We start from the raw sequence: 12,198 nt of genomic DNA, 5'->3' as shown, positions 1-12,198 counted from the left end.
GTTACCACTGTGATGGGAGTTGACTACCCTGATCCAAGCGTAAGATCCGCTTGTGAGCTGATGTCCGGATCAAGGTTGTGGCTGCGAACGGTCAGGAAGGGGCGTCCCCCGGGAAGAGCCGGGCGTCGAGAAACGGGTTGCGGAACTTGCCCGTAGGGTCGAGGCCGGCGGCCAGGCTCCGGAAGTCCGGAAGCCGGTCGTACAGGGAGCTCAGGCGCTCGGGCCCCATGAGGAAGAGCTTGCCCCAGTGGGGACGGGCCTCGAAGGGCTCCAGCAGCTCCTCGATCACGGTGAGCACCCGGCTCACCGCGGGCCAGTCCTTCTTCCAGGTGAAGTGAACGGCGACGACGTCCTCCCGGTAGGAGGAGCTCAGCCACAGGTCGTCCGCCGCGACGGTACGGATCTCCGAGATCTGCAGGACGGGGGCGATGACGTCCCTGACCGCGTCCAGCGCGCGGAGCGCGGCGAGAGCGTGGCGGCGAGGGAACAGATACTCCGATTGGAGCTCCTCCCCGCTGCTCGGGGTGAAATCCAGGCGGAAGTGCGGCAGCCGGTCGTACCAGGGGCCGGGCACGCCCATCTGCGCGGTGCAGTTGACGGCGGACATCCCCGGCAGCGGGTGGCGGTCGGCCGTGGCCGCCGTGGCGCCCAGCCAGCGCGGCGCCGGCTCCCACGGGCCGGGCTCGCCGTCGCGGCGCTTCACCCACACCTGGTCGATTCCGGGGCCGCTCCAGCCGGTGAACAGGCTCACGCTGTACGCGGCCGAGAGGATCTCCTCGAAGTGCTCCTCCATGCGCGCCCACGGCAGGTTCTCGTAGACGTACTGCCGCACCTCGAAGGCCGGGACGACGTCGAGGACGACCCTGGTGACGATGCCCAGCGCCCCGAGGGCGACGACCGCTCCGGCGAAGCGGTCGCCGTCCTTCTCGCGGCCGAGGACGGTGATCTCGCCGTCCGCGGTGACCAGTTCGAGGCCGGAGACCGCGGTGGCCAGGTTGCCGTTGGCGACCCCGGAACCGTGCGTGGCCGTGGCGCAGGCACCGGCGATCGAGATGTGCGGCAGGGAGCCGAGGTTGGGCAGCGCGTAGCCCTCGCCGTACAGCCACCGGCTCAGCTCGCCGTAGCGCACCCCGCCACCGACCGTGACGGTGCCCCGCACCGGGTCGAGCTCGAATTCGGCGGGCAGGCCCTCCAGCGAGACGAGGTCACCGCCGGGGCGGTCGGCGATCTCGTTGAAGGAGTGGCGGGTGCCGAGCGCCCGGACGGCGCCGCTGCGGGCGACCAGCTCCTGTAGCTCCTCGACACGGCCGGGGCGGTGGATCCGCGCGGCGCCGTAGGTGATGTTGCCCGCCCAGTTCGGCAGCCCTATGGTCACGATGTGCCCTCTCTACGCCTCACGTCAGGCCGTACGCGGCGGATGCGCGCCACACGCGAGTGATCCCGTACGGGGGCACGGGTCGCGGCCGGACGGTCGTGGTCGTGCGAGGCACGGCTCATGGCCGGTGGTCATTCAAGGCGCGACGGCGGGCATCGCCGCACCCAGGGTAGTTCAGGGACCTCGGCGCGGCTCCCCCGGGTCGTCACCGGCCGCGTCCGGCACACTCGACGCAGGTCCGGGCGCTAACGCCCGCGTTCGGCGCACTCGACGCAGGTCCGGGCGCTAACGCCCGCGTTCGGCGCACTCGACGCAGGTCCGGGCGCTAACGCCCGCGTTCGGCGCACTCGATGCAGGTCCGGGCGCTGGGGCGCGCCTTCAGGCGTCCCAGGGCGATGGGGCGCCCGCAGTCGTCGCACACGCCGTAAGTGCCCAGGTGGAGACGTCTGAACATCTCGTCGAGATCGTCGAGGTGGGCTCGCGCCCTGTCGAGCAGGGCCTGGAGGTGGGACCTCTCGAAGGCGATCGTCGCCCCCTCCGGATCATGCTCGTCGTCGTTGGCCACCAGTGCCGACGAGTCGACGAGGTCGTCCCAGTCGCGCGTCAGCGCCGTGATCTGGGTCACCGTCCTCTCGCGGTCCGCGGTCAGAAGATCCCGCATGGCCGCCCGCTGAGAAGAAGACAGCACGGTTCCGGATGACTGCTTGCCCATCACCGACTCACCCCGTCCTATCGCGGATCCGCTCCTGGCCGTGGGCATCGCCGATTCGTGGCGCGAGGCCGCTGACCTGGGACTTCATCCCAGTTTACGACTCCCGGGGATGAGCGGCCCCCGCCCGGGGTCCGAAACGGCCGTACGGCGGTGAGGAGGTCCTCACCGCCGTACGGGCCCCGTCGGACGCGTGCCCACGGGACGGATCTAGAAGGAGAAGATCACCCCGGTCGCGGCGTGCAGCTCGCACTGGTTGCCGAAGGTCCGCTGGTACCGGACGGGGCGGCCGTTCCAGGTGCCGGTCGCGGACGCGGCGACCGGGTCGTAGCGCTGCGCGCAGCCCGTCCACGACAGCGGCCCGACCCGGGCGGGGTCGCCCTGCGCCCGGCTCAGCAGCGCGCACGCCTCCTCCCCTCGGGGGTGCGTGCCACTCGTCGGCCCGCATCCGAGCCGGGCGGTCCGCACCCCGCCCGGTCGCGAGGCGGTCAGCGTGAGCCGCTTGACGTACGGGCCGCCGACCGTCGGTCCCCACGGCGGGACCACGATGGGTGGACGGGGCGGAGTGGGGCGGGGTGGGATCGGCTCGTCCCACGGCGGCCGGGGCGGGATCGGGATGGGGCGGGGTGGGATCGGCTCACCCCACGGGGGACGAGGCGGGATCGGCGGCGGCGGGATCGGGCCGGGCCTGGGCGGCAGGGGAATCGGCTGCCCTGTCTCCGGACGTGGCGGCCACGGGCCGGGACGAGGCGGGATCGGGGTGGGCCGGGGCGGGGCCGGGATCAGGGTCGGGCCAGGCCGGGGCGGCCACGGGGGCCGGGGAATGGGCGGCCCCTCCTCCGGACGCCGGGGTGGCCACGGGGGCGGGTCGACGCTCGACGGGGCCATGGACGGATCGGGTATGTGGCGCGGTGGCCGCGTGTCCGCGGCGGCGGTGCCGCTGAGGATGACGAGCCCGGCGGTGGCCAGGCCGATAATACGTCGCATAAATTCCCCCGATAAATACGAATTTCGCATATAACCGAAAAGGCCACTTTCGGTTGATTCGAGGGGAGCGGGTCAGGCCCTGAGCTGCAAAGAGGCTATGTCGGCGACGTGGGGATGTCTCGCAGCGACCCGCCACGGAACACCGTGAATTCACCGTCCGGGGAACCCTCGGACGGCCCGTTCGGAGAAGGAACCCGCGAGCGTATCCGTGGCGGTGCCCTATCTCGGAAAAGCTGGTCTCGCGGCGATTCTCACGGCCGCGGCATCCACCGCCCTCCACGCGGCGAAAGCCGCGGTACGGCCCCCGCCCCGAGGTCACGCGCGTCCCCGGCACCGGAAGGCGAGCGAAAACGACTCGACCGCGCCCGGACGGATTTCGCGGTGGGCGCGGTCGAGTGAGCGACGTCGATGCCTTGTGGGCGGCTGCCGGGCCTCGTACGGCAGATCGTGCCGTACGAGGCGGGGGTGGTGCGGGACGGACCGTACGGATGCGGGGTGACGCAGATGCGAGGTGGTACGGATGCGGGATGGCGCGGATACAGGACGGTACGGGTGCGGGGTGACGCGGACGCCGCCCGGAAAAGCGGAAAAGCGGCCCGGCCGCCCGGTCCGCTAGCGGCCGGCGCGGTTGACCGCGGAGATGACCGCCTTGAGCGAGGCGGTGGTGGTGTTGGAGTCGATGCCGACCCCCCACAGGGTCTTACCGGCGATCTCGCACTCGATGTAGGAGGCGGCCTTGGCGTCGGTCCCCGCGCTCATGGCGTGCTCGGCGTAGTCAAGGACGCGCACCTGGACACCGACCCTGGCCAGGGCGTCGCAGAAGGCGGAGATGGGACCGTTGCCGACCCCCTCGACCTCGCGGATCTCACCGTCGAGGCGCAGATCGGCGCTGATGGCGTCCTTGCCGTCACCCCTGGAGGTGGTGCGGTGGGCCAGCAGGCCCAGGCGGCCCCACGGGCTGGCCGGGTTGGGCAGGTACTCGTCGGTGAAGACCTCCCACATCCGCGCGGCGTTCACCTCGCCGCCGAGGGTGTCGGTGTGGGTCTGGACGGCGCGGGAGAACTCGATCTGCAGGCGGCGCGGCAGGTCCAGGTGGTGGTCGGCCTTCATGATGTAGGCGACGCCGCCCTTGCCGGACTGGCTGTTGACCCGGATGACCGCCTCGTACGTACGGCCGATGTCCTTGGGGTCGATCGGCAGGTACGGGACCGCCCAGGTGAACTCCTCGACCGGGACGCCCGCGTCGGCCGCGTCGCGTTCCAGGTGCTCGAAGCCCTTCTTGATGGCGTCCTGGTGGGAGCCGGAGAAGGCGGTGTAGACGAGCTCGCCGCCCCACGGGTGGCGCGGGTGGACGGGCAGCTGGGTGCAGTATTCGGTGACCCGGCGGATCTCGTCGATGTCGGAGATGTCGACCTCCGGGTCGACGCCCTGCGAGAACAGGTTCATGCCCAGCGTGACCAGGCAGACGTTGCCGGTGCGCTCGCCGTTGCCGAACAGGCAGCCCTCGATCCGGTCGGCCCCGGCCATGTAGCCCAGCTCGGCGGCGGCGACGGCGGTGCCCCGGTCGTTGTGGGGGTGCAGGGACAGCACGATCGAGTCGCGGTAGGCCAGGTTGCGGTGCATCCACTCGATCTGGTCGGCGTAGACGTTGGGCGTGGCCATCTCGACGGTCGCGGGCAGGTTGACGACGACCTTGCGGTCGGGAGTGGGCTGCCAGACGTCGTTGACGGCGTCGCAGACCTCCACCGCGTACTCCAGCTCGGTGCCGGTGAAGGACTCCGGGGAGTACTGGAAGTAGATCTCCGTGCCGTCCATCTCGGCGGCCAGCTTCTTGCAGAGTTTGGCGCCCTCGACCGCGATCGCGGTGATGCCCTCGCGGTCCTGGCCGAAGACGACCCTGCGCTGGAGGGTGGAGGTGGAGTTGTACAGGTGGACGATCGCCTGTTTGGCCCCGCGCACCGATTCGAAGGTCCGCTCGATCAGCTCGGCCCTGGCCTGGGTGAGGACCTGGATCACCACGTCGTCGGGGATCAGATCCTCTTCGATGATCTGCCGTACGAAGTCGAAGTCGGTCTGGGAGGCGGCGGGAAAGCCCACCTCGATCTCCTTGTAGCCCATCTTCACCAGCAGCTCGAACATCTTGAGCTTGCGCTGGGAGTCCATGGGGTCGATCAGCGCCTGGTTGCCGTCACGCAGGTCGACGGCGCACCACCGGGGAGCCCGGTCGATGACCTTGCCGGGCCAGGTGCGGTCGGCCAGCTGGATCGGCGCGAAGGACTCATAGCGCTTGAACGGCATGGGGCTGGGCTGCTGCTGCGGGTACATGCAAGGCTCCTCGACTGGGAAAACAATCGTGGCCGACGCGCATGGCTCGCTCCGCGACGAGGGAGCCGGCCTCTACAGGCCCTCGTCGCGGCAGCTAAGAAGCAGGCCGCGCAGCATGCCTAGCACGTTAGCAGACGGCCCCGGATGCCCGGGCCCCGGTCTCACATGGCGGAACCCGAAGATCTTCGGGATCCCGTCCGCGCGACACGCTCGCGGTCGCCACGACGGGCGGCCCGGCCTGCGGCGGTGCGGCCATCCGCTGATCGGTACAGGCCGATCGGATACAGTCCAGAAGAACTCAGACAGGGGAGCGAACATGAGGGACGGCGACATCCTCGCCCACATCAACGAGCTGATCACCGAGGAGCGGGAGCTCCGGGCGAAGCTGGGCTCACACTCGATCTCCTCGCACGAGGAGAACAACCGGATCAAGAACCTGGAGGAGGCCCTCGACCAGGCGTGGGACCTGCTCAGGCAGCGCCGGGCGCGCCGCGAGTTCGGTGAGGACCCCGACTCGGCGGCCCCCCGCCCGATCGACGAGGTCGAGGACTACCGTCAGTGACCGCCCGCCCGCTCGACAGGGCCGGAGACCACCGCCGGTGACGACCGCCCGTCCCGGACGCCCCAGCCGGGAGGTCGCGGGCCGTCCCGCGAGCTGACCGGCCTCACTCCCGCCCGCTCCCCCGCGCGCCCCAAGTCCCGGCCGCTCCGCCGGGACTCACCCCTCACGCGCCCCACTCGGAGACGGGGACGGTACGGCCTGATCGGTCTCCTCGGCCGGGCGGCCCTCGCAGCGCGGGTCGGCCTGAGCCCGCTGCGAGGCCGGGGCGAGCCAGGAGAGCACGCTGTGCTCGACGTACCAGCCGTGCAGGTTCACCCACGTCCTGGGCACCTCGCCGGGGTCGGGGCAGAGCACCTTCGACTGCAGCCTGCCGTTCTGGATGAACTCCACGGCGCCGTCACGCTTGAGGACGGTGGTCATCTGGTCGTCGCTGGCGACCATGTAGCCCACGACCACCTCCGCGGGCCTCTCCGCGGTCGGCCTCTCCAGGCTGATCTGCATGGCGACCAGCGGGAGGATCGGCGCCCTCATCACGACCACGCCGACCAGGAACGGCGTGAACACCGCCATCCCGATCGCGATGCCGTGGGTCAGCACCCTGGCCGGCGCCTCGGGCACCGGGCCGGTCAGCAGCGCCGCGAACACCGGGGGAAGCGTCAGGAGGATCGCGGTCGCCACGTCCCGCGCGGTGAACGCGGAGACGATGGCCGGCCACAGCAGGACGTACGACAGCACGGCGGCGATCACCGGCAGCGCGTAGCAGAACGTGGTCCGCAGCTCCTCGTGGGCCGGGAACCGCTCGCGCACGGTCAGGCCCAGCAGGGCCAGCGACAACATCGCCAGCGTCGGCAGGAAGCGCAGCTGCCAGGTGCACACGCCCATCGCGACGGCCAGGACCACGACCCAGCCGGGCAGCCGCTGGGCGCTGCGCACCAGCCACGAGGAGCGGCCCGTGCTGATCCAGTAGAGGGTGCCGAGAAGCCTGCCGCCGACCACGACGACGGGCAGCACCCACACCGTGGTCAGCAGGACCGCGCTCAACAGGCCCAGCGGGCTGATGGTCTGCACGAGCAGGAGCAGCGTCTGGGTGTCCTGCTTGCTGGCATACCACAGCCGCATCACCAGCAGGACGATCGGGAACACCGGCAGCAGCGTGAGGAACCACTCCTGGTTCCTCGGAGCGTCCCGCACTCGCGCGTTCGACTTCAAGGGGCGGAGGGGCAATCCCGCACGGGGAGGGTGCGCTCCCACGGCCAGCGTCGCACGTCCGGAGGGAGCGCGCACGGCTGCCGCGCCTGGGCCACGTCCACCCCCGGGTTCGCCGCCAGCAACGGCCGGATGTGCTTCTCGTACGCCTCCTCCCACATCTTGTTGGCCGGATCGGCGTAGGAGCGGTAGAGCGCGAGGTCGACCAGGGTGCGCAGCGCGCCGTTGGAACCCGCGTTGACCGCCCACATCTCCGTCTTTTCCAGCGCGATGTCGTGGTGGCGCAGCTTCCTGCCCGGCTCCGCGACGAACCCGGCCAGCAGGGCCGCGTCGGTGGTCACCGCGTCGGCCGTCCTGTTGGCCGCGATGTCGCCCGCGAGGCGGTCCACGCACTTGCTGATCAGGAGCTCGGCGATGGGATCGACCTTGATCGCCTTCTTCAGCTCGGCCAGGGAGGTCGAGGTGCCGAGCGAGCAGACCCTCTTGTCCTCGAGCTGCCCCAGGGAGGTGACGTTGTCGTCGGGGTAGTCGGACCTGGTCACCACCGACTGCTCGGTGTAGAGGTAGGGGGTGGAGAAGCCGACGGCGGGGTCGGCCCTGCGTTCCGGCGTCACGCTGAAGGTCGCCACCACGAGGTCGACCTTGACGAACGCGCCGTCCGTGTCGCGGGCCTGCATGCGCGCCCTGTCCTCGCTCTCGATGGACAGGAAGCCGACCTGGTCGGGCCGGAAGCCCAGATCCGCCGCGATCATGTAGGCGATGTCGATGTCGAAGCCGGTGAAACCGGTCTCGCCCGGCTTCCGCAGGGCGATGCCCGGGGTGTCCTCCTTCACGCCGATCAGGAGCCTGTCCTTGTTGAGGAGCCCCGCCTTCTCCCGCAGCTCGGCCTCGGTGGGAGGCCCGCTCACCCACGCGATGGACACCCCGACCACGACCGCGGCGAGCACCAGCGCGATCCAGGCGGCCAGCCGGAAGCGGCGGAACCGGCGCCTGCGGGGCGGTCCCGACGGTCCCGGCGGGCCGATCGGCGGCCCGGAGTGGGCATCCCCGGCGTCCGCGCCCTCGGAGCGCGGGTCAGCGTCGTAGCGGTCGTCGTCCCACCGGTCACGGTCGTACCGCTCGTCGAAGCGCCGGTCGCGCTCGTAGCGGTCGTCGTCCCACCGGTCACGGGCGTATCGGTCGTCGTCCCGGCGGCCACGCTCGTACGGTCCCCGGGGCCGCCGCCCCCGCCCGTGGCGGTCGTCGGCTCGCCGGTCGCGGTCGTAGCGGTCGCCGGGCCGCCGGTGGCGCTCGTAGCGGTCATCGGCCCGCCGGTCGGGTTCGTCATCCGGCCGCCGGTCGCGCTCGCCCTCGGCCCGGTCCCGGCGCTCGCCGGCGGGCGTCGCCCCGGCCTTCCCGATCTCCCCGGTCTCCCCTTGGGAACCCCGGGAAGACCGGTCCCGCGTCTCGGGAGGGGAGGAGGCCCCCTCCGGCCGCTTTTCCCCGTCCGCAGGTTCCTTCGCCATGACACCCCCGGACGTCGCCTTTCTGGGCAGGCTATGTCGTCATCACCCACCGTGGGAGTCTCTTCATCAAGAAGTGATTAAATAGGGCCTTCTTTCGATGAAGAATACTATTGGGATGCTTTGCGGGTCAGACGGCGAGAAGGCGGTGAATTCCCTCCCCGCGCAGTTCCTCGGCCGCCCCCGAATGGACGACGTGCCCGGCGTCGAGAATGAGGAAGCGGTCGGCGAGGCGGAGCGCCAGGTCCAGATACTGCTCGACCAGCAGGAGTGACAGGCCCGTGGCGTGCAGCCGCTCGATCGCCTCCTCGATCTCGATGATGATCGACGGCTGGATGCCCTCGGTGGGCTCGTCGAGGATGAGCAGCTTGGGACGGGTGACGAGGGCGCGGGCGATGGCGAGCTGCTGTTGCTGCCCGCCGGACAGAAACCCGGCACGCCGCTTGAGCAGCGGCTTCAGGCGCGGGAAGGTCTCCAGGGCCTCCTCCAGCGCCTCCTGCGGCCCCTTCGCCGCCTCCAGCGTGACCTGGAGGTTGCCGAGCACGCTGAGCTGGGGGAACGTCTCGTGCCCCTGGGGGACGTACGCCATGCCGAGCCGGACCCGCTCGTGAGGTGGCAGGCGCGTCACGTCGCGGCCCTCAAAGGTGACCGACCCCGCGGTGGCGGGGAGCACGCCCATCACGGTGTTGAGCAGGGTGGTCTTGCCGACCCCGTTGCGGCCCATCACGCACATCAGCTGCCCGGGTTCCACCTCCAGGGAGACCCCGAACAGCACCCGGGCCCTGCCGTACCCGGCGTCAAGTTCCTGTACCGACAGCATCGCTGCGCTTCCTTCCGAGATAGACCTCCTGCACGCGCGGGTCGTCGCGGACCTGGTCGACCGACCCCTCGATCAGCACCTTGCCCTCGTGCAGGACGGTGACCTGCGAGGCGTACCTGCGCAGGAACTCCATGTCATGTTCGATCACGATCACCGTGTGGTCGTTCGCCACGGACGTCAGGAGCTCGCCGGTGCGTTCCCGCTCGTCCTTGGACATGCCGGCCACCGGCTCGTCCAGCAGGAGCAGCTTGGGGCGCTGGGTGAGCAGCATGCCGATCTCCAGCCACTGCCGTTGCCCGTGGGAGAGCACCCCCGCGGGCCGGTCGGCCAGCTCCTTCAGGCCGGTGGTCTCCAGGGCCTCGGCGACGGCGTCGGAGACACCGCGCCTGCGCCGGGCCAGTGACCAGAGCGGGCGGCGGAAGGAGGCCGCCAGGTCGAGGTTCTCCAGGACGGTGAGCTCCTCGAAGACCACCGAGGTCTGGAAGGTCCGCCCGACGCCGAGCCGTACGATCTTGTGCTCGCGCCGGCCCACCAGGCTGTGCCCGTCGAAGACGACCTCGCCGGTGGTCGGGCGGGTGAGGCCGGTGATGACGTCGATGAGCGTGGTCTTCCCCGCCCCGTTGGGGCCGATCAGGAAGCGCAGCTCCCCCTTCTCGACCGTCAGGTCGATGCCGTCGATGGCGCGGAAGCCGTCGAAGACCACCGACAGCCCGCGTACCTCGATCATCGGGCTCATCCGACCTCCTCCATGACTCTCGTGCCGGGAGCGTCCGCGGGCGGCGGTTCGGGGTCCGTACGGCGCCTCGACCTGCGCGCCCAGGCGTCGCGGGCCGACGCCGCCACGCCGAGGATCCCCTTGGGGGCCAGGGTCATGACGAGGATGAACAGCGCGCCCTGGAGGTAGAGCCAGCCGTCGGCGAACTGCTCGCTGAAGGACGTCTTGGCGTACCCCATGACGACCGCGCCGAGGATCGCCCCGGCCAGCGCGAACCTGCCGCCCACCGCGACCGCGACGACGAGTTCGAGGGAGGGGACCACCCCCAGCAGCGCGGGCGAGATGATGCCGACCACGGGCACGAACATCGCCCCCGCGAGCCCGGCCATGCCCGCCGACAGCGCGAAGGTGACGGTCTTGACCCTGGCCGGGTCGTAGCCGAGGAACCTGACCCGGTCCTCGCCGTCCCTGATCGCGACGAGCAGCCGCCCGAAGCGGCTTTTGACCAGCTGGCGGGCACCGAGGTAGAGCAGCCCGGTGACGATCGCGACCGTGAGGTACAGCCCGCGCTGGGTGGAGTCGGCCGCCAGGTCCTGGCCGAACAGGTCGTAGAAGTTGGTCAGGCCGTTGGTGCCGCCGGTCAGGCCCTGCTGGCCGACGAGCAGGATGACGAACGCGGCGGCGAGCGCCTGGGTGAGGATCGCGAAGTAGGCGCCGCGCACCCTCTGCCTGAACACCAGCAGGCCCAGCACCGTGGCGATCAGCATCGGCCCGGCGACGACCATGACCAGCGCGAACACCGGGTTGGCGAACGGTGCCCACAGGGCGGGCAGTCGCTCGACCCCGCTCCACACCATGAAGTCGGGCAGGTCGCCCTGGGCGTCCACCAGTTTCAGGTGCATCGCCATCGCGTAGCCGCCGAGCCCGAAGAACACGCCCTGGCCGAGGACGAGCATGCCGCCCTGCCCCCAGGCCAGGCCGATGCCCAGGGCGATGATCGCGAAGCAGAGATACTTGGCCAGCAGGCCGAGGCGGAAGGGCTCCAGCAGGAGCGGTGCGACCACCAGGGCCAGCACGGCCACCACCGCGAAGACCCCGGGCCCCTTGAGTCGTGCGAGGTTCATGTCAGCGCCCTCGATCGGAGTACGAACAGGCCCTGCGGCCGGAACTGGAGGAAGGCGATGATCGCGGCGAACACGATGACCTTCGCCAGGCTGGCGTCGCTCCAGAACTCGGCGTAGGAGTTGAGCAGGCCGAGACCCGCGGCGGCGATGACGGCGCCGCGCAGCTGGCCGAGCCCTCCGGCGACGACCACGAGGAAGGCGTCGACGATGTAGTAGGTGCCGAGGGCGGGTCCGACGGGTCCGATGAGGGTGAGGGCGACCCCGGCGACCCCGGCGAGGCCGGAGCCGATGAAGAAGGTGCGCTGGTCCACGTGGGCGGTGTTGATACCGCTCACCGCGGCGAGCTGCCGGTTCTGCATCACCGCCTGCATCCGCCGTCCCTGGCCGGTGCGGTTCATGTAGGCCCAGATGCCGACGACGGTGACGATGGCCAGGCCGAAGATGAACAGCCGGTTGTACGGCAGGGAGGCGATGCCGCCCTGCAGCCAGGTGGGCGCCTGGACCTGCACGTTGGGCGCCCCGAACAGGTCGCGGGCGAGTTGCTGCAGCACGAGGCTGACGCCCCAGGTGAGCAGCAGGGTGTCGAGCGGGCGGCCGTAGAAGTGCCGGATCGCGGTCCGCTCCAGGATGAGCCCCATCAGCCCGGCGACCAGGAAGGCGACGGGCAGGGCGACGATCACGGCCATCCGGCCGGTGAGGTCCTGGAGCAGGTAGGCGGTGTACGCGCCCGCCATGATGAACTCGCCGTGGGCCATGTTGATCACGCCCATCTGGCCGAACGTGAAGGTCAGGCCGAGGGCGATGAGGAGCAGTACGGCGCCGATGGACAGGCCGATCGGGAGCTGGTTGAGAAAAGCCTCCACCGAGGGTCCC

11 protein-coding genes are annotated in these 12,198 nt (G+C 70.6%); 1 reads left to right on the top strand and 10 read right to left on the bottom strand.

Annotated elements, in window-relative coordinates; all coding sequences use genetic code 11:
* Positions 1 to 91: 91 nt before the first annotated feature.
* The 4 genes from ABD817_RS26065 to leuA all read right to left on the bottom strand — a co-directional run bounded on the left by ABD817_RS26065 (position 92) and on the right by leuA (position 5,396).
* Entirely contained in the window at positions 92 to 1,369 is a 1,278-nt protein-coding gene (locus tag ABD817_RS26065; protein ID WP_425583409.1) for an FAD-binding protein, read from the bottom strand.
* A 331-nt stretch (positions 1,370 to 1,700) separates the two neighbouring features.
* Positions 1,701 to 2,087 (bottom strand): TraR/DksA family transcriptional regulator, encoded by a 387-nt coding sequence (locus ABD817_RS26060; protein ID WP_344920767.1) that lies wholly within the window; start codon positions 2,085 to 2,087, stop codon positions 1,701 to 1,703.
* 207 nt (positions 2,088 to 2,294) lie between these two features.
* Positions 2,295 to 2,630, bottom strand: a complete 336-nt coding sequence (locus tag ABD817_RS26055; protein WP_344920766.1) for an SSI family serine proteinase inhibitor — start codon at positions 2,628 to 2,630, stop codon at positions 2,295 to 2,297.
* Between the two features lie 1,053 nt (positions 2,631 to 3,683).
* Complete coding sequence (leuA, locus tag ABD817_RS26050) at positions 3,684 to 5,396, bottom strand: 2-isopropylmalate synthase (protein ID WP_344920765.1); 1,713 nt, start codon at positions 5,394 to 5,396, stop codon at positions 3,684 to 3,686.
* A gap of 316 nt (positions 5,397 to 5,712) precedes the next feature.
* On the opposite strand from leuA, the gene ABD817_RS26045 reads away from it, so the two are divergent.
* Positions 5,713 to 5,958: a DUF2630 family protein gene (locus tag ABD817_RS26045; protein ID WP_344920764.1), complete on the top strand. Its 246-nt coding sequence runs from the start codon at positions 5,713 to 5,715 to the stop codon at positions 5,956 to 5,958.
* 156 nt (positions 5,959 to 6,114) lie between these two features.
* On the opposite strand, the gene ABD817_RS26040 is transcribed toward ABD817_RS26045, so the two are convergent.
* From ABD817_RS26040 to urtB, 6 genes are all read right to left on the bottom strand, one after another.
* Positions 6,115 to 7,167 carry a hypothetical protein gene (locus ABD817_RS26040; protein ID WP_344920763.1) on the bottom strand — a complete coding sequence of 351 codons (1,053 nt, stop codon included), beginning with the start codon at positions 7,165 to 7,167 and terminating at the stop codon, positions 6,115 to 6,117.
* The gene (locus ABD817_RS26035) at positions 7,164 to 8,669 is read right to left on the bottom strand and encodes a transporter substrate-binding domain-containing protein (RefSeq protein ID WP_344920761.1); all 1,506 of its coding nucleotides are present in this window, start codon (positions 8,667 to 8,669) and stop codon (positions 7,164 to 7,166) included. Before ABD817_RS26035 ends, ABD817_RS26040 begins: the two co-directional genes overlap by 4 nt.
* A gap of 127 nt (positions 8,670 to 8,796) precedes the next feature.
* Positions 8,797 to 9,486: an urea ABC transporter ATP-binding subunit UrtE gene (gene urtE / locus ABD817_RS26030; RefSeq protein ID WP_344920760.1), complete on the bottom strand. Its 690-nt coding sequence runs from the start codon at positions 9,484 to 9,486 to the stop codon at positions 8,797 to 8,799.
* A complete protein-coding gene (urtD, locus tag ABD817_RS26025; protein WP_425583405.1) occupies positions 9,464 to 10,222 on the bottom strand; it encodes an urea ABC transporter ATP-binding protein UrtD in 759 nt (252 codons plus the stop codon). Before urtD ends, urtE begins: the two co-directional genes overlap by 23 nt.
* On the bottom strand, positions 10,219 to 11,325 hold the full coding sequence (gene urtC, locus ABD817_RS26020) for an urea ABC transporter permease subunit UrtC (protein ID WP_344920759.1): 1,107 nt from the start codon (positions 11,323 to 11,325) through the stop codon (positions 10,219 to 10,221). The genes urtD and urtC overlap by 4 nt, the downstream gene beginning before the upstream one ends.
* A complete protein-coding gene (gene urtB, locus ABD817_RS26015; protein ID WP_344920758.1) occupies positions 11,322 to 12,188 on the bottom strand; it encodes an urea ABC transporter permease subunit UrtB in 867 nt (288 codons plus the stop codon). Before urtB ends, urtC begins: the two co-directional genes overlap by 4 nt.
* Positions 12,189 to 12,198 lie beyond the last annotated feature (10 nt).

Source organism: Streptosporangium oxazolinicum, from assembly GCF_039537505.1.
In the GTDB taxonomy this organism is placed as follows: Bacteria; Actinomycetota; Actinomycetes; order Streptosporangiales; family Streptosporangiaceae; genus Streptosporangium; species Streptosporangium oxazolinicum.
Note: the sequence above shows the minus strand (reverse complement) of the source record. Positions and strands in the feature narration are given on the sequence as shown.